The following is a 20,148-nucleotide window of genomic DNA, read 5'->3' as shown; positions in this document are numbered from 1 at the left end:
AGGAACAACATGCGAGGGATCTGATGAAATCAAAGGGTAATCTGAAGGGGAAAGAAGCTTGTAAGAGTAATTTGAAAGTGCGTGTACGCTATGTATAGAGTAACGAGGAGGAAACTATTAATGATTGCTTTGTTTAATACGTATAAGAAATGGACAAGCACTGGGTTAGCTATTCTTTTGCTTATGGGTTCATTGCTTCCTGTGACTGGGTTGCAACTTCCGAAGGCGAGTGCTGCTGCCGATCATGTTGTGATAAGCCAGATAAGTGGTGGTGGCGGTAATACGGGTGCCCCAGCCGCAATATACAAGAATGATTTTATTGAGCTGTATAATCCGACAGATACGGATGTAGATTTGACTGGTTGGTCAGTGCAATATGCTTCGTCAACGTCAAGCTTAAGTGCATTATGGACGAATATCACGCCACTTACAGGTACAATAAAAGCACATAGTTTTTATTTGATTCAGGAAGCTGCAGGGACGGGGACAACGATGGCAAGTCTTCCAACACCGGATGCTAGTGGAACTATAGCAATGGCTGGACCTTCAGGGAAAGTTGCGCTTGTTAATAAAACGGAAGCTATAACAGGGAGAACGAATCCATCCGTTATAGATTTTGTGGGCTACGGTGCTGCAAATGATTCAGAAGGATTGTCTACTGCCGCATTAACAAACCCAACAAGTGCGCAACGTAAAGCCGAAGATGGCAGCAATTCAGCTGCTGATAAGGGTGCTGGTTGGGATACCGATAATAACAATACGGATTTCGTGGTGGGTCCGATAATTACGCCTAGAAATTCTGCCACTCCAGCAGTTGTCGTTACGAAAAGTTCGCAACCCATTCCACAAAACATTCAATTTACAAATCTAGGTACGCTGGGGACTGTAGTGGGTTATACAGCTGCAGTTACGGCTTCTACTTATGTATCCTTATATGTAAGCAATCCGGATACCGCAAGCGTAGCAGTCACAAATGCAGTGTATGCAGATGGTAATGGTGAATTTAATTTAACCTTTGATAATACAGCAAACAAGACGCAAGTCTATATGACGACCAAAGAAACAGGTAAAACAGAAAGCAGCGCAGTTATGATTAATTTGGCTGCGGAAAGCGCTGGATTAAACGCTAGCAAACTGAGTTATTTTGTTGATCCAACCACGCATGTGGGTAAAGTTACTGGTTCTGGGGGCACACCTGGTGCAGCGGCAGCGAACTCAAAGGTTTATGTGTATAACCTTGCTGCAGCAGGCAATCGCTTTACAACAACTACGGATGGCAAAGATTATGTTGTTTCAGCTGCGGACGGCTCGTTCACATTTACATTTAATGCTGGAACCGATGACGTCTATGTATCACAGTTAACATCTGGTGCCTATGGTATTAGCTTGGAAGGTTCTGTCACGAAGATTACGAAAGCTGATACTACGGTAGTTACGCCGATTAGCAGTTTGCGGACGAATGACAACAATGGAAAGTCTGATAAAATTAATCAGATTTTTACCATACAAGGTGTTGTTATTGGCAATAATGAGGTAACAGCAGCTAACACCTTTTATATGCAAGACGACACGGGAGGCATAGCTGTATTTGGAGCTCTTCCTAGTGGTGTGACTGTTGCTCAAGGCGATGTAGTCATGGTTACAGGCGCTGTTCAATTCTATAACGGTTTGACAGAAATTACGCCTACTTCAGTAGTTAAGAAGGGAACGGGTTCCCTGCCGCTTCCTAAAGATGCTACAATTGTTGATTTAATTGATAATACGAAAGCTGAGCCGCTTGAAGGATCTCTAGTTAAATTTACAGGTAAAGTTACTGACATTCCTGCTATCTCAGGTAATGGATATAACATAACTGTAGCAGATGCAGCAGGCAAAACCATTACCCTAAGGGTAACGACTGCAAGTGGCATCAATACGACAACAAACATACAAAAGGATTCTACGTATACATTTACGGGAATCTTCAGTCAGTATGACTCCAGTTCCCCCTACAATAGTGGATACCAGGTATTCCCAAGATCGGTAGCGGATGTGACGGAGATTAAAGAACTTACGCTTTCTCACCAGCCAGCGACCCAAGCCTATATCAATACGGATATCAAACTCATTGCAACGGCCAAAAATGCAAATTCCGTTGTAATCTATTACCGAGCAACTGGTGGTACTACGTATTCAGCTTTACCTATGACTTCAACAGATCAAAGTTCCTATAGCGTAACTTTACCGGCAGCATTGGTGCCTGCGGGAAGTACTTTTGACTACTACATTGAAGCTAAAGACGCAACAACTACGAAACAGTCTGGCTCACCGACGACGCCTAATGTGGTTTCGGTAGTAGCGGATACGTTTGCGCCGCAATTTATGGATGAAACACCGATTCAAGGTACGAAGACGGAGGATAGACAGCCATTAATCTCTGTTCAATATGTTGAACCAAGCGGTCTTGATTTAACTACGCTAGCTGTAACTCTGGATGGGCAATCCGTGCAAGCTACAACTACAGACGAGCAAATTCAGTTGCAAATCAGTTCAGATTTGGCTATTGCTGATCATACCGTAATCGTAAATGTGAAGGATATGAAAGGAAATGCTGGCACGTATACATGGTCTTTCTCCGTAGTTCCCGTGTTTACCGGAGGAAATCATTATCGTGGCACAACACATAATCATACCGATATCTCTCACGATGCTTCAGGTACACCAGAACAAGCTTTACTAGCAGCTAAAGCGCATAATTATGATTACTTCGCTTTTTCCGATCATTCACATGACATTGATGCAGCATTAGTAGGTCAAGACACCGTAGACCACAAAGGCTCACCTGAACGTACGGGTGGAGCGGATTGGAAGTTAACGAAGAATTTGGCGACACAGTATACGCAAAATAATAATTTTGTTGTATTCCCTGCTTTTGAAATGACCTCAACGACTTGGGGACATTCGAATGTTTTTGGAACAGAGAACTTCATTGATCGGAAGATGAATGCAGGTCAATACCAAGATTTAAGTAAATATTATGCATGGGTGCTGACTTACGATGATGTGGTTGCACAATTCAATCACCCGGATATGTCGGCTAATGCTTTTAACAATTTCATGCCTTACGATCGCAATGTGGATAAATTGTTTACCATGTTGGAAGTAGGCAATGGTTCAGGTCACTATGCTTACGCGAATGCGGAAGGGAAGTTCTTTAGCGCATTGGATCTCGGATGGCATGTCGCACCGACCTATGGCGAGGATAATCATGACGGTACTTGGGGTCAAACGAACGCTAGAACCGTAATCGTAGCTAACGATCTATCTCAAGAGTCTTTGCTGCAATCCATGCGTAACATGCGCGTATACATGAGTGAAGATCCGAATTTTAGCTTGGATTTCCTTGCTAATGGCAGTTACATGGGTGCAACAGTCAAGGGAAGCACCTTAAACTTCTCCGTTTCCGGTAAGGATCCTGTTAAAGAAGTGAAGACGATGCCAGAATATAATTACCTTAGCAGTTCCTATAAGTCGGATGATCGTGTTGCCAAAGTAGAGTTGATTACGAATGGTAACAAAGTGGTACAATCCATTTCACCGATGTCAGCTGATTTTACTTGGAATCCAACTGTAGATATCACTGGCGGCCAACAATGGTTTGTGGTAAAAGTAACGCAAATGGACGGCGAACGTATTTACTCAGCTCCAATCTGGTCTCAAGTTGTCACAACGGATGTGAAGATTAGCGGGATCAATGTGGTAGGCGACAGTATAGTTGGTGGAAGCCCGGCTACATTGGAAGCAGGTCTCACTAACTTAGGATCGCAAGATTTAACCAACTTGAATGTCCATTTTTACTATGACGCGGTAGATGATGCGCACTTGATAGGTAATACTTCAGTTGCTTTGATATCATCTAAAGGAACGGCAACGGCTAGGGTGACATGGGCTGCACCTATGGAGGGTGATCATACATTAATTGCTGTTCTTGATGCGCCTCCAGGTGATTCACCGGCCGATAATCAATTCGTCCAAGCTGTGAAGATTAAGCCTTCGCTAGGTATTAAAGTAATGATTGATGCTTCTCACAAAAATGAGAATACAACACTCGATGCTGGTACTTACAAGGATAATTTGAAAAGCTTCACAAAACAGCTGCAACAAGAAGGTTATACGGTCGTTGAGAATACGACTGCAATTACTTCTTCATCACTAAGTGATGTGAAAGTGCTGATGTTTACTCATCCAAGCGTTGCGTTAACTGCGGATGAAAGTGCAGCGATAGCTGCATTTGTGCAAGCAGGTGGATCTCTCTTACTAACAGAGAAAAGCAATAACAGTGCCAATCCTGCCATTAGCAACAACTTGCTGCAACAGATTGGATCGACCATCCAAGTAAGTAATGATGGCATTTTTGATACTAGTCTAGATGGGAACTTCTGGACACCACCTATTGGCACTAATACATTTACAGTGCGTCTACATCCTGGAATCGTTAAAAATTATATAACGGATCGGGCACTGACTGTAGAGTATTACAGTGGGGCAAGTCTTGAGAAAGTCGGTCATATCGCGCTCATAGACACCGATAAAGTGACTGTGTTAGTTAAAGGGAATGAAACAACGTTCCAGAATAACATCGGCAGTGGTGGTTATTCCTACGATACAACGGATGATGGCAGCGGCGGTTCAGCTATTCCGGCTATTGCTTCTGAACAGGTTGGAAACGGCAGAATTATCGTCTCTGGGATGAATACTTTTAATGACAAGCAAATGGACGAATCCTATAATCCTAAAGGCAATAATGAACTGGGCTTAAATGCGATTAATTGGTTAGCTCATCGAGATACACAAGTAGATACCATTGCGAATGCTCGTACGAAAGCGGATGGAACCTCATTAATTATTGAAGGTACTGTAGTTACAGGCTCGAACGTATTCTTCGATGCCTTCTATGTTCAGGATGCGACTGGCGGGATAATGGCCTTTAAGGAACTGCCGGAGAACACTTTGGTTGAAGGTGATACCGTAAGAATTTACGGGCAAATGAAAACTTTTGAAAATAATAAAGAATTGGACTTCGGTGCATTCAACCTAGATGTTATTAAAACAGGGCACACGAATCCGATTACGCCTCAGATGTTAACAACAGGTCAGGCTACCTTAGAACAAAATCAAGGACTGCTAGTGAAGGTTAGAGGAAGAGTAGTCTCCAAATTTGATGATAATTCTTATGTAATTAATGATGGAACTGGACCTGTTCTTGTGTTTACGGACGGCTATATTGTGAATCAAAGCGGGTCAGTTCCGAGTCTTGTTGTCGGCGATGCACTTGAAGCTGTAGGATTAGCAAGTAAAAATACAGAAGGCACTCGAATTCGCGTTCGGAATACGCAGGAGTTATCGAAGATAAGAACCGAAACCGCTGTTTCTAGTTCAACAATCGCTGTTACTAATGAACCTTTGACCATTAACGTTGGTTCAGGTATAACAGACGTCAAAATTTCAGTTCCCACTACGACGGATGGAACGACTAGAACGGCTACGCTCCCATTCTTAGAAGTTAATACAGTAAGTACATCATTGGGTGGGAATGTAAGTGTTGCTATTCCTGATAGCACTATAATTACAGCTCCGGATAACTGGGATGGGAAAATTAGACTTCCAGAAGTCCAAAGCAATAGCAGTGTATCTGTTAGCCATGCAAATGTGAACTCTGTTATTGAAGTCGGAGCACCAGGTGTAATGCTAACCTTTAATAAAGCAGTACGCCTTGTTGTTCCAGGTCAAGCAGGTAAATCAGCTGGTTATGTAAGAGATGGTGTGTTTCATGAAATAACCACTACACTTACTGCCGATAATCAGACAACTGCTAATTTACTGCCAGATGGTGGCGAAGCTAAAATGAATGTTGGCAGCGACCTTGTTATTTGGACTAAACATTTCACCCAATTTGTTAGTTACACTTCGGTAGATACAACGACTCCTACTGGGGGTGGCGGTGGAGCAGAACTTTCACCGAATACAGCTATCATTTATGCAACGAATGGTGGTACAGTAACCCTTAACGGGGCTAAAATTGCTGTTCCGGCTGGTTCTGTTAATGGCAACGTTAGTAACTTCAAAGTAACTGTGAATAAAGTAGTGGATACGTCCAGCTTAGCAATGGATTCATCATTGAAGCTGATTAGTGATGTCTTCGATATTACGAAAGATTTCGCTGGTGAGTTCAGTAAATCGGTACAAATTACGTTGCCTTTTGATAAAAACAAAGTTGACACGAGTCAATCCTTAGTTAGTATTTATTGGTTAAATGAAGAAACAAAAAAATGGATTCAGTTAGAGAATCCGCAGTTAGATAGCAGTGGCGCTACGGTAACTGGTTCTGTGAATCATTTTACGAAGTTCGCGGTCCTAGCTTCTGCTAAACCAAGTACCCCTATTGCACTTTCTGACACGAAGGGTCACTGGGCGGAAAAAAGCATTCTAGAGTTGGTTCAGAAGGGATCTATTCATGGATACCCAGATGGAACGTTTAAACCGGATACTAACATTACTAGAGCTGAATTCGTTTCGATCATTGTAAAAGCTTTTAATCTCAAAGAACAAATGGGCAAGATATTTGCGGATACAAGTAATCATTGGGCGAAAAACGCAATAGCTACTGCCGCATCACAGGGTATTATTAATGGTTATAGCGATACGGCTTTTGGTCCTGATGATACGATTAGCCGTGAGCAGATGGCCGCAATCATCGTTCGTGCCGCTCAAATTAGTTTGGTGGCAGAAGTATCTACCTTTACGGATCGTTCAGAGATTTCTGATTGGGCAATAGAAGCGATTTCTGCTGCTAATTCGAAGGGATTAATGAATGGTTACGAGGATGGTACAGTAAAACCAAAAGGGAAAGCAACTCGAGCGGAGGCAGCAACTGTCATCTTGAGGGCGTTAGCTTTAAAGAAGTGATGTAATACTCAACGTATCATCTAAAATAAAAGTCTGTCTAATCTCCTGCGACTGCGCATGGAAGATCAGGCAGACTTTTTTAGTATCTTCTGGAATGCGGCGAAGACTAATGGTTTGAACGATCACAATAGGTTATGATGTAAGGTGGAGCAATGGGCGGCTATTTTCCCCAAGAAATATTACCTACATACGAGCTTTGCAAGATTTGGAGGCACACAGCATGGACTACGTAGAAATTGGTCAGGTGATTTCCGGATTTCGGGAACGGATGACCAAGTTGGCACTTTTTGATCCGCTCTATGAGCTTCAGAGAAAGCGGCAAACAGATCGACAAAACAAACCAATCGATTTTATGGAACTTGGGCTGCTCTCGCTGCTTTACTTCTTCGAGCAGAAGTTGATGCGAAATAATAAGGCGGGCGTCAGAGACTTAGCCGAGTTTCTTTTGAAAGTGACGGGGATCTTCATTGATCTAGACGATGTCGGATTTGAGGATCTGGCTAGGCAGATCACGCAAGTGTTTCGTCCAACGACAGGGAAGAAACGGGATTTTACGTTTATGAACTGGGAATCGGGTCAGACGGAGCATATCTATGTTTCAATTCTGAAAGCGAATGCCTTCGACTTAAAAACGAATACGCAGTACTACACGCTCGACGAAGATGGGTTGGAGCTTATTTTTGCGACCAAGGAATTTTATACGGAATTTCAATTATCGATTCATCAGCTGGTACTTCGTAAGCAACTTGAGAAGGGTGAATTCGAAGGAGCTCTGCGACAAATCAATGAAATGCGGATCGACGTGGAAGCTCTGCAGGAGCGGATGGTCAAGCTGGAGCATGAGCTGAAAAGAAATATTGTATCGGAGGAAACATTCGGACGATATAAAGGTCTGCTGGAAGATATTTATTTGCGCTTGCAAATGGAGAATGAGGAGTTTGAAGAATTACGACAATTCGTGAAAGAGACGAAGGATCGTGTTCAGGCTCAGACCGTTAGACAGGCTGATCAACGGCCTTATGAGTTAATTTTACGGATATCCAATGAGCTTGAGAAGGTGCATGGCGAGCATTCTGTTCTTTTTCACCAGAGTATGGTGCTCAAATCACATGCTCTGGGCGCAGCGCAAGAATCTTTATATTATACAGGACTAGATTCCTTTAATTTTGATCAGGATATTGCTTCGCTTATTTTTAGTACGCCGCTGCCATTGGAGACAATGAAGGGTGTGATAGCGCCGTTCTTACCGATTCAAGAGACGAAGATGTGGTCGCTTCTGACGGTGTGGTCTGAGCAAAATTTGCTGGAAGACAGCAGCGGGCAGGAGCGGGATGACACGTTTCTAGTAATTGGTGGAGACAGCGACGAATATCGATACCAGACTATGCAGAGAAAGTTATATAAGATTCTGATGGAACAGCTTTTGCAAATGATGGAGGAGCAGGGACACGTCGAATTGAACTCTTTTATCCAACAATTCGAAGTGCCTGAACATGCGAAATTGCTTGGCGAGAGAGCTTTTTACGATTTTTGGATTTATTTGCATCAAAGAAGCCCCCTTCGGGCGGTGGATGAGGATCAGCAGCAGAATGAGGAGCAGGCGACGTTGCTGGAAGATATGTATGCGCTTCTGGGAAGCCGCTGTTTGGTCGTGATTGAACAACAGGACATCATCAAAGTGAATGATAGGTTTAGCATACAGAATATGTTGATTTCATGGGGAGAACAGGATGACAATCGGACTTGAGAATGGAACAGTAATGAAAGCATTTCGAATTTATACCTTGCTCGCTCGTGATAACGAGGTGGGGAAAGAGTGGCTCCAAGCCTATATGGCGGACGATGTGGTTCGCGGACTTGTGGATCAATTTGCGCGAGAAGTTGATTGCGTAACGATCATTGCCGGCGAGCAGCTGTATATGATTCCGGAGACAAGGCTATCACCTTTTCATATGAATAACGAAGTGATTAAACGCAACTTTCTGCGGGCGAACGCTGTGAATGCGGATCTTTATTTGATGTATGTAAGCATTATTGTGCTTATCGGTGCTTTCTATGATAGCTATCAAACGATGGAGCCCACGAGAAGTTTTATCGGGATTGAAGAGTGGACAGCGCTTGTGAATGAGCGAATAGCGATATTGAAAACACATCCGGAAGCGGAATTAAAAGAGATGGAGAAAGAATTCTCCTATAACTGGACATCTTTGATTGAAAAATGGAGTGCCATGGACGATATCAAGGAGACGGCGGCGAGGCAAAGCGGGAATACGATCAGCCGGGTTAGCTTCATGGATTCGGTCCGCAAGTTTCTCATCGCGCAAGAACTGGTGACCGACATTGGCAATCAGGAAATTGCCTTGACCGAAAAGGCCAAAGTGGTTGTGCAGCGTTATTTTATGGAACTAGAGTATAACCGCGGTATTTTGGAGTTTTTATATCAAAGCGATACGTTTGAGGGGGAGGGAAGCGAACATGCCAGCGATCTCTAAAATTCGGTTTACGAATGTCGTCTACGAGGACGGAAATAAGCGCTATAACGACGAATTGTTTCATTTTGATGGGCATAACGGCGCGATTTTATTGGAAAATGGCGGGGGCAAGACGGTTTTCATCCAGTCTGCTATTCAAGCTATTCTACCGCATGAGGAACTAGCTGGACGTAAAATCAAGGATACGTTAAGTCTGGAAAATGGCCCTGCTCACATTGCAATCGAGTGGATTCTAAGTGAACGTCCTCGGCGATATGTCGTGACAAGTATAAGTTTGTTTTTGACAGCAACAGGCATTGATTCGTATCGGTATGTGTATGACTATCCAGTGCTTGATCCGGATGCCATTGATCGGATTCCTTTTGTTAAGGAAAGTGCTGGTCATCTTCGAGCAGCCGATAGAGGCGAAATTCATGATTATTACCACGGGATGACAGTAAAAAGAATGAATGCGAAGCTGCCGGCCACGATGAAAGAATATAAGAAAATATTGGAGAATGATTACCATATTATCGCCTCAGAATGGGAACGCATTGCGAAGATCAATAGCTCAGAGGGCGGCGTGGAGAGTTTTTTTGATGAATGCAAAACGACGAGCCAGCTGTTTGATCGCTTGTTGATCCCAACGGTAGAAGATGCGATGGCCGGATATGAACAAGGCGAGTTTGCGAATAATTTTGAAATGCATAGGGATAGCTTCAAGAAGTATAAAGAATTAAAAGAAAAAATCGAAGAGAATAAAAAAATTCTCATCGAATTGGACCAGTATGTGCTCCGCTATGGCACGATGGATACGAAACAAGTGGCGTATGCAGCTGCACAAGCTGAAACAAAGGCCTATTGGCTGCTCGTCAATGAACAGAAGAATGAGGAAACCGCTAAGCTTTCGCAGTGGCATCAGATGATGGCAGCATGCGATGAGCAAATGCAGGGATTGGCGCGGAAGAAGGAATCGCTGCATATTGCAAAGCAAAAGCAAGAGCAATCTGTTTTGGAAACGAAGCTCAAATTGGTCGAGGACGACGTTGAGTTTAAAGAAAAGCTTGTACGGAGCGCGAAAGAGAGCTATTATTCGTTGCGTTTGGCCGATTACAGGCAGCAATGGACCTCTGCGGAGGAGCGCATGAACTATGTGCAGCGCGAACTTAAACAATTCGGTCATACCCAGGAAGAGGATGTATTGCGGGAAGCTTGGATCCAGAATGGCGGGCAAATTCGCAGTATTTACAGCAAGATGGAGCAGGAGTGGCAGGTTGAAGAAGAGACGCTTATCCAGGAAGTTACTGCTCATCAGAATCGATTGAATCTAGAGGAAACGATTCTGAATGAGCTTTCAAGTGAACTAGAGCTATTAAACAAGCAACTCATTGAACATAGATCCCTCGTGCAAGCCCGCGAGAAAGATAGGGAAGAGCTGAGTGCAACTGTTCTAGCCAATCCGGCTGTGCAGAGCATTGAAGGCAGCATGGCAGACTGGATTCAGCGTTATCAGAAGTTGGATGAGGGCAATGTTCAGCTGGTGCAGAAGAACAAAGATTTGGCATTCGGTAAAGTGGAAAGCGAGAGACAGTTGCTGGGGGTGAGTGAAAGCCTCAAGATCGCTTATGTGGAACGTGCCAATTCTGAGCAGAGTCTCGATGCATTTAAAAAAGTGCATGAATCTATCCTTGACGAAATCGCTTCGTATAGGTCTTCATGGGGAAGACTCTCGACTGTTTATGAGAAGCAGAGTTCGATAGAAGAACGGCTTAAAGAAGATATGGAAAAGCAGCTGCTCGAGAAAGAAGCTTACTTGTTGAAAGAGCGCCTTGCTTTCCGTTATATCGATGATTATAGCTCCCAGCCTACTTTTTTTGCGGACGTGTATGTGGCGGGTTTGGTGGATAAGTGGAGAAATCAGTTCGATTTATTGGAGACAGGCATTCAATATTTGCAGAGTTTGAAGTTAACCGAGCGAGCGATGACTCACCCTCTCTGGTCAGTGACGTTAATTACGACCGAAGGCGAGGTTGCGTTAGTCACAAACAAGCTGCGGCAATATGCGGAAGATATGCAGTTCCCGATTCAAGTGATTTCTTCACAGGAAGCGGCACGTCTGGTGGGTAGTGATACACCGGTAGCCACGGAAGATAGTGCGTGGGTGGAGCCACAGCATTGGCGTGATAATGTGGAGGATACGGAATTCGTCAACTGGAAACAAATCATCTCCTTGAGAGGAGAAGAGGTTCGGACAGCGCGCAAAGAAAAGGAAAGCGATCTGCAGCGTACTTCTGAACTTCAAGCCTCTTTTAGCCGATTCCTGTTGGCATACCCGCTTGAGGTCGTACAAGACATGGAACGGCTAGTAGGGCTTACACGCGAAGCTGTGCGTGAACTAGAGGGTCAAGAGGATGCCATCAGGCAATCCATACGCTTGGTAGAGCAGACAATCCTACAACATAATGCCGTCTTGGACGAACAAAAAGTGGAAATGGTTCAGCTCGGGCAGCGAATTGAAAAAGGGAGTAAATACGTCGAGCTGGGCAAAGAAATCGTGACGTTGAACGGAGCCATCGACCAGCTTATCGAGCAGTCTGATGATCAGCAACAAAAGCTGGAGGGCAGGCGGCGCTCGATGGAGCAAGCGAAGATACAGAGTGAATCCGTGAAGGGCAGAATGAACGTTGTGAAAACGGAGAAAGCGAGTCTTCAACGTCAAGATCTGTATATCGAATTGGTGGATGTGCAGCCCATTGCAGCGAATCATAGCTTAGAATGGTTGAAAACAGAAAGAAAAGATTTACATCTCAAGCTTAATCATATCTCCCAAGGGCGCCAGCAGCTTGAAACGGAGTTGAAGCATGCCCAAGCGAGCAGAACAACGTTGGAACGGGAGATGAGCAAGCTTCGCTTGGAACAAGCGGACTTGCGTTTGAATGAGGAGCTTGCCTTCTCTGTGACGGGTGAAGATCAGATGTCGCAGTTAATGGCAGAGCTCAAGGATCACGAATCACGGTTGGCTCGCGATAAGGAAGAATTGGGGCGAGTCGATAAACATTATAATGAACTAGCAACGAGGATTACATTGCTGATTGAGCAGTATAGGGATATGCATGCGGGTGAGCAGCCTATGACTTTTACAGAGTCGCTGAGTGTAGTGGATGCACACGTCCAAAGTGAGGATACACGTTTACAACAGCAGAAATCAGGCTTACAGCAGCAATATACGCAAATTCAGTCGCAATTAAGTAAAATCGGAGACGTGATTGATTTCTTAAATCAATACAAAATCTTGCACGGTTTTGAAAATCCACTCATTCAGGCAGCTATTATCACGCAGGAGCAGAAATCAGAGTTCCCGTATGACAGAATGAAAGGGGTGCGGCAATCTGTAACGTCGCTAACGGCCTTGATGAAAGAACTAGAAGCTGAAGAGACGTCTGTGAAGAAGGCCAGACTCCATTTTATTGATTTTTGCCGGAAACAAATTAAGGATGTCAAAATGAGAGAAATGGCTGAGCAAGGCGTCGAGAAAAAAGACAACTATCAGGAGCTGACGCAATTTCAGCACAAAATGCACAGCCGAATTGAACGTGTCAACCACGTTGCTGAAGAGACGATGCGCACACACAATCAGCAACTTGAACAGTATATCATTCATGTGCACAGCCATTTGAAGCTGATCGCGTCTGAACTACGTGATATTCCGAATAAAACGAGAGTTAAAGTCGAGGATCAGTGGAAGCATATTTTCTCCTTTCTCATTCCTGAATGGGATGAACTTGAGGCGAAGGATCATCTGCGTAAACATCTGGAATGGGTGTTGACCGAACTAGAAAAAGGTCATTACCGTGATGATAACGATCAAGAAGTGAAATCAACGGTTCGCAAAGAACTTGAAAAATGGCTGGATACCAAGCAGCTTCTGCAGATTGTTCTGCAAGAAAAAGTCATGAAAGTATCGTGCCGTAAAGTAACCAATGAGAATAACGTAACGAAGGCTTCCTTCTCATGGGAACAGTCTAATAATTGGTCTGGCGGGGAAAAATGGAGCAAAAATATGACGTTATTCTTAGGTCTGCTCAACTATGTCGCAGAGAAGCGTCAGCATATTCAAGCGAACATGAAGCGGCACCGCACCGTGATTCTCGACAATCCCTTTGGGAAGGCATCGAGTGACCATGTGTTAAGTCCTGTATTTTTTATCGCTGAGCAGCTTGGTTTCCAGATCATCGCACTGACTGCGCATGCGGAAGGCAAATTCCTCAAGGACTATTTCCCAGTTGTCTTTAGTTGTAGGCTCAGACACGCAGCCAATGGCAGCAAGCTGGTTATGACCAAGGAAAAGGAAATTAATCAAGCTTATTTCCGCGATCATGCGCCGATTTCGTTAGAAAGATTAGGGGACGTTAAGCAGATGGAGTTATTTATTTAGGGTGGGCTTTACTTCGTGAACCAAGCGCGAGTATATGCTGTATTACGTACCTAACAATAATAGTATGTTCCCCGTTTAATGGACACGAGCGACGCTATTTTTAATAAAGCAGACAGTTTCCTCGTGTAACGGACACCAACGACGTTATTTACTGTTTTGGAGGCAAAATTGTGCCCTAAGCAGGGGAGTAACGGTCATGTTGTCCGTTAGAATTTGTAATGGCTACTTTGTCGCTTACTAACGTTCCCTGCGTCCGTTAAACACTGAGTTGGCTTTACTTCCTGGCGACAAATAAATGACCCATTAACCCACAAAAGTCTGTCTAATCTCCTGCAACCATGCATCGGAGAACAGGCAGACTTTTTTTTACTGCGATTTTGAGAACATCGGAGTCTTCAAAATTGGAAGGAAATGATATACTAGTTCCTAAGAGAATTCTAGCTGGGTGAAATACGCTAACGACAAGGAGAGAGAATTATGAGCACATCGGTTCAGGCTTATATAGCGGATAATTACGGAGTTAGGATGGAGTCCCATCCAGACCCGCTTTTTACGATGGCAGGACAGCTACTTTTAACGGAAAAAGGGATGCAAGAGCTCTTAGCTGCATACTCGCCATTGATGAAAGCGCTGGAACCCGCCGCTGCTGGAACTTATTTGATCAACCGTCTCGGAGGTCTGAATGCGGCGATGCAGTATATGGTTACGCATGATGAATTATTTGATCTGTCTCCAGAGTTATGGGCGCTGCAATTGTATCGAAGTGAGAAGGGGGTCATTGAGTTCCGTATTGTGCTTCAAGAATTAAAAAAGCTTAGCGGTCCACAGTGCGGACTTAGAAACGAATGGCGTGAAGAACACTTATCCCATTGGTATGCTGGGACTATTCGGCCAATTGTCGAAGCAATCGCTGTTGCCGCAGAGATGGATATTCATCATTTGTGGAAAATCATACCGATGCGCCTTCGTTTTATTTTCGAACAATGGAAACAAGTGAATACATCAGAAGAGTGGCATGCTCGTTATGCTGAGGACCATATATTTGTAACGAAGGGGTTGAAAGGTGAAGTATTCGGCCGACTTCGGAATCCTTTGTATGCCAAGGTTGTGACTGTGGATTACCCTGGTTATCCCGGCGAGCCCGACACGAAAATTAAGCTGAAGACGGCCTGCTGTATGTACTACCGAACGGAAGGCGGGCAATATTGCTATACGTGTCCCCGTATGAAGCCGCAAGAGCGCGAAGAGCGCAAAGATCAATTGCGAGTTCAATTCGCCGAAGAAGCAGCCGCTAAAATGGCTGTGAAGTAACGCGCTTTTACTGGATGATTAGGCTATCCCAGATACACGTTCAGTCGTAAACAACCTCCAATTCCTCTTGGCCAGATACGTGTTCAAAGTCAACTCAATGAACTCAACCTCTGAATTAAGGTTTCGGAACAGGAAATAGTGACATTAATAATGGATCATCTCAATTTCGTTGCGAATTCGGATGGTCCTTTTTGCTCATTTTCCTGTTGGTTTTTTTCAGTATTATGCATACAATAAGGGAAAGTACTTATTCGATGCAGCAGGGTGATGAACTTCTTGAAAAATTGGCTAGTTACTAATATGAAATCGACATTGATTTTCGGTATTCTCGTACTTATTACGATAGCTGGCGGAGTGTTAGGCTACTTCGGACTGCTTCGAGACAGTGATGGGGGATTTACCCTACATACGCATTCGACCTTTCAGCCAGATGTGGTTGTCATGGGAACAGAACTAGAAGGCATGTATCTTGCTCAAAAAGCAAAGAAGGAAGGTCTCGACGTATTAATCCTCGAAACGAAAGGCCGATTAGGCGGGCAACTCATTCAAGGTGAGATGCTCTATCTCGATGGAACCTACGATGATGAAGGCACTCCTCTCATGCAAGGCGGCATGAAGGAGCTTTTCCAACAGTACACACAAGGAAGTATCCGTACGAAAACGGATTTTGCCCATTATTTTCACAAACTTATTGAAGGCATCCCCGTTGAGAAAAATATCGTACTTGAAGACTTGAAAGTGACAGGCAATAAAGTCATTTCACTCGCTTATCAAGACGGTGATGGGAAAAAGCGAATGGTAAAGCCTTCTTATCTTGTTGATAATTCGGATGACGCTGAGTTGGTTCGAAAGCTCGATGTGCAACCGCTTCCAGGTTTGGAAGCGCTATATGGGAGCAAGGAACGCGAATATATGAGTGGCACGTACATGATGAAGTTTAAGGGAGTCGATTGGGACAAGTTTCAAACTCAGTTTTGGAAAATGACGAAGATCGAGCGTGCTCATACATTCGGACCCGAAAGCTATGTGAACTCGCACATCGCTTATGGGTTTCCGCCAATCGTGTCAGCCTATGAACTACACAACAAGAACGAGCTTAATCTCCGAGGGTTGAATATTCTTAATCAAGGTAATGGGGAGATTATGATTAACGCGCTTCAGGTATACGGCATTGATCCAAGCCGGGAGGAAACAATTGAACGAGGGATGAAGCTCGCGAAAGAAGAAATGCCTTTCATACGCGATCATCTTCGTGAACATATGGCTGGCTTCGAGAAGTTGGAACTAGGTGGAGAGCCGAACGAACTCTACGTCCGTGAGTTTAACCATTATCCAACAGAATATGTGCTTCAGGCATCGGATTTAATGAGCGGAAGGATGTTCTGGGATAATGTCAGTGTAGGCGGGTATTTCATGGATATTCAAGGCTCACGCTCCAATCGGGAGGGACTAGCTATTGGGCGTCCAGATAAATATGGCATGCCTCTGCGAAGCTATTTGCTCCATAATTACGACAATGTCGTGACTGCGGGGAAGCTGGTTGGTGCAACCGCTGTGGCTTACGGAAGTGCAAGAATTCAGCCGAACGGGGCAATGGCTGGAGAGAGCATAGGCGTATTGATGGCGCAGATGCAAGGGAGAAGCCTGAAGTCGACGACACCCGAGGAAATCGCTCGCCTACATAAGCGGATGGAGCAGACTTATCAAATCAAGCTGTATGACCAAGTAGCGAAGGACAAAATTACTCATCTCTCAGAGGCGGAGCGAGCAGAGTTGGACAATGGAAGAATTACATTGCTGAAAGGCAATAAAATCGCGCATCATTTGCCTTTTATCCGAATCAGACTTGAAGGTCAAGCTATCACTTACAACGGGATCAAGCCCATTGTCATTGGAGGTATCCCCTGGGTGCCACTGAGTCAAACGTTCGAGAAGCTAGGCCAAGGTGATGCTACGTATGATGAAGAAAATAAACACATTCAGTACACGTTTATGGGAAGGAATGGAACGATTCCCTCGGCAGAGGTGCAAGTGCTGAACAATTTCGTGCTTGTAAGCTGGGCGAAACTTGCGGAAGAACTAGGCTATCAGTGGGATTGGAATGAGTCTCGTGACGAGGTAATTGTGAGGCGTTTATGAGTAGGGGAAATGGTTGGAAAGGTCCCGATCGGTTATAATGATAGTATTATATATCTAGTAACGTGTACCGACTGAGGAGGGAACCCCTTGTTTGAACGAATTGATGAAAAAAAGAAACTTTTAGATCAGAAAAGGCCCTTTCCTCCCCATACCTTAAAAAGTATTAGAGAGCATCTTATTGTAAACTGGACGTATCATTCCAATGCAATAGAAGGGAATACACTTACTTTATCAGAAACGAAAGTAGCTCTCGAAGGAATTACAATTGGCGGAAAAACAATTCATGAGCATTTGGAGGTTATTAATCATAAGGAAGCTATTGTCTATGTCGAAGAGATTGTTGGGAGGCAAGAACCTTTATCGGAGTGGCAAATAAAAAGCATTCACCGATTAATACTGAAAGGGATTCATGATGAGGATGCAGGCATTTACAGAAAGGAAAATGTGCTTATCAGTGGTGCTAGGCATATTCCTCCTGATGCCTTACAAGTTCCATCCCAGATGGAGCAGTTTATTACTTGGTATCAGGATGAGGGGCAACAACTACATCCCATTTCGAAAGCAGCTATGGTTCATGCAGATTTTGTGAAAATCCACCCGTTTATCGATGGTAATGGCAGGACGGCCAGATTATTGTTGAATTTTGAATTGATGAAACATGGCTATCCTCCTATCGTGATAGAAAAAGAAGGAAGAGCAGACTACTACGCGGCGCTTGATGAGGCACATACCACTGGGAATAATGAGCCATTTATTCAGCTTGTTTCTAATATTTTGAATCAAACTTTTGATTTTTACTTAAAGTTAATTTAATGTTTGAAAGTCTGCCTGAGCCTAAGCTCTAGCAGACTTTTTTGTATCGGCATAAGCCCGCACCATCCCCCGCCATGAGAAATAGTCTACTCTAAAGGGTACGTACTCCATCCAATGGGCGAAGGCTGTGCGGGAGACTGATATTGCACGCATGAATAAGCTGCTTCGCTCCGTCATCGGATCAGAGCCACTATCGGCATTGGCGTCGAATGGCGTGGGGTGGTTCGTCGATTTGCCGTTGCCGAAACCGCTTCTTGTGATCACGAATGGGACGACGATTCGTCCAGGTCAAGTGCAGTTCACATTCAGTTCCACGATTAATCGTGCGATTGCGAAGGCAGTCATTCCCCTATATCGGGAAATAATTTGCAATCCGAGTTACGCGGCGTTGATCGTGAAGGCAATCAATACGCAGAATGAGACCCTATTGAATCATGTGATACGAAGCACAGTGACGAGTCGAAGACTTGTTTCTGTTCAGATTGATTTCTCTGGCTTTTTCCTAGGATTCAAATATCCAACGAGCAAGTATGTGTATCTGAATGAGGTTTTTCGTGAGTATGTCATGTGAAAGGTTAAATATAGGCGCCTTAAGCCTTGTGTTTCGCAGTAGATGATGAAACAGATAAAACATAAATTTCTAGGTTACCACTAATCAACTAGGAGCATTTCGTAGTATAATGTTCCTATTGATTATTGGAGGCACACACATGACATTAATTAAACATTTACAAGCGCCAGATGAATTTACAGGTTTCTACTTAATAAAAGAGCTGGAAGTCAAACAAACCAATACAACACCTGCCAAAGATTTCATGGATATTGTACTCTGTGATGCGAGCGGACAAGTATCCGCCAAAATGTGGGACGTCAGCGCTGCGGATAAAGAGACCTTTTTCCCAATGACCTTAGTGAAGGTGCAGGGACTTGTTCAATTGTACCGCGAACGTTTGCAAGTGAAGATTGGGAAAATTCGCAAAGCATTGCCGGAAGATGGCGTGCAAATCACTGATTTTATCCGCTCAGCACCGATTAGTCCAGCCGATTTGATTCATACGATTAATGGCGTGTTGGCGAGTATTGCGAATCCAACGATACGGTCTATCGTTTCGTTTTGCGTGGCGAAGGTTGGGGACAAGTTGGACCATTATCCAGCCGCGAAGACGCATCATCATGCTTATTTCGCAGGGCTAGCGTATCATATCGTACGTATGCTGGAGCTTGGTGAGTTTGTTTGCAAACAGCGTCCATTTCTTAATGCAGACTTGATCAAAGCGGGCATCATCCTTCATGATATTGCAAAGCCAGAAGAAATGATCGCGCAGCTCGGTATCGTTTCCGACTATAGCGTGCAAGGGAAGCTGCTGGGTCACATCTCCATGGCGTCCAACTGGATTACGGAGGCTGCTCTGCACCTTGGATTAGATCTTCAATCCGACCTCGTTATAGGATTGCAACATATTGTCCTTTCCCACCACAACTTGCCGGAGTGGGGAAGTCCAGTCCTGCCGCAGTTACCGGAGGCAGTCGCTCTACATTACATCGATTCGATGGATGCGAAGCTGCAAATGGTCGAGGACACGCTGCTTGTCACACCGGAGTCCGATTCTTGGACGCCGATGATCCGCGGGTTGGAAAACAAAGCGATGTATCGCTTGAAGCTGTAATAGGGGAAAGCTGTTTCCAAGTTGAGAAATCTACTTGGAAACAGCTTTTTGTGTTTGGTGGATGTGTTAATTCACCGCAACGCCGCCTATAGTACACCCGCCCCCGAACCCAGCCCCGAGACTAAGCCTGAACTCGAGCCTAAGCCCGAGCCCGAGCCCGAGCCCGAGCCTAAGCCCAACCCCAACCCCAAGCCCAAGCCCAAGCCCAAGCCCAACCCAGCCTAGGCGGTCCACTAAAGGTAAATAGATGGAAAATATGTAGCTAATTTCATAGTATTCTTCACTTTATTTGAAATAACTGTAAAAAGTACAGCTATTTTCAGTCAAAAACACCGAAATCCACAGAATCGAGAGAATTAGATGTACT

Annotated in this window: 9 protein-coding genes; all 9 read left to right on the top strand. The window is 44.3% G+C overall.

Annotated features, from left to right (window positions below; translation table 11 throughout):
* Window positions 1-120 precede the first annotated feature (120 nt).
* The 9 genes from GC096_RS04630 to GC096_RS04590 all read left to right on the top strand — a co-directional run bounded on the left by GC096_RS04630 (window position 121) and on the right by GC096_RS04590 (window position 19,781).
* Window positions 121-6,945 (top strand): S-layer homology domain-containing protein, encoded by a 6,825-nt coding sequence (locus tag GC096_RS04630; protein ID WP_171629123.1) that lies wholly within the window; start codon window positions 121-123, stop codon window positions 6,943-6,945.
* Window positions 6,946-7,165: 220 nt separating this feature from the next.
* The gene (locus GC096_RS04625) at window positions 7,166-8,692 is read left to right on the top strand and encodes a replicative DNA helicase (protein WP_171629122.1); all 1,527 of its coding nucleotides are present in this window, start codon (window positions 7,166-7,168) and stop codon (window positions 8,690-8,692) included.
* On the top strand, window positions 8,676-9,437 hold the full coding sequence (locus tag GC096_RS04620) for a DUF6063 family protein (protein WP_246302577.1): 762 nt from the start codon (window positions 8,676-8,678) through the stop codon (window positions 9,435-9,437). Before GC096_RS04625 ends, GC096_RS04620 begins: the two co-directional genes overlap by 17 nt.
* Window positions 9,421-13,851 carry a coiled-coil domain-containing protein gene (locus GC096_RS04615; RefSeq protein WP_171629121.1) on the top strand — a complete coding sequence of 1,477 codons (4,431 nt, stop codon included), beginning with the start codon at window positions 9,421-9,423 and terminating at the stop codon, window positions 13,849-13,851. The genes GC096_RS04620 and GC096_RS04615 overlap by 17 nt, the downstream gene beginning before the upstream one ends.
* Before the next feature lie 477 nt (window positions 13,852-14,328).
* Complete coding sequence (locus GC096_RS04610; protein WP_171629120.1) at window positions 14,329-15,162, top strand: (2Fe-2S)-binding protein; 834 nt, start codon at window positions 14,329-14,331, stop codon at window positions 15,160-15,162.
* A gap of 276 nt (window positions 15,163-15,438) precedes the next feature.
* Window positions 15,439-17,301: an FAD-dependent oxidoreductase gene (locus GC096_RS04605; protein ID WP_171629119.1), complete on the top strand. Its 1,863-nt coding sequence runs from the start codon at window positions 15,439-15,441 to the stop codon at window positions 17,299-17,301.
* Between the two features lie 87 nt (window positions 17,302-17,388).
* Window positions 17,389-18,114, top strand: a complete 726-nt coding sequence (locus GC096_RS04600; protein WP_171629118.1) for a Fic family protein — start codon at window positions 17,389-17,391, stop codon at window positions 18,112-18,114.
* Window positions 18,115-18,241: 127 nt separating this feature from the next.
* Window positions 18,242-18,685 (top strand): hypothetical protein, encoded by a 444-nt coding sequence (locus GC096_RS04595; protein ID WP_171629117.1) that lies wholly within the window; start codon window positions 18,242-18,244, stop codon window positions 18,683-18,685.
* A gap of 139 nt (window positions 18,686-18,824) precedes the next feature.
* Window positions 18,825-19,781, top strand: a complete 957-nt coding sequence (locus GC096_RS04590) for a 3'-5' exoribonuclease YhaM family protein (protein WP_171629116.1) — start codon at window positions 18,825-18,827, stop codon at window positions 19,779-19,781.
* The last annotated feature ends 367 nt before the right edge of the window (window positions 19,782-20,148 follow it).

The organism is Paenibacillus plantarum, from assembly GCF_013141695.1.
GTDB lineage: Bacteria > Bacillota > Bacilli > Paenibacillales > NBRC-103111 > Paenibacillus_E > Paenibacillus_E plantarum.
The sequence above is the reverse complement of the archived record's forward strand: the minus strand, read 5'-3'. Positions and strand labels throughout refer to the sequence as shown.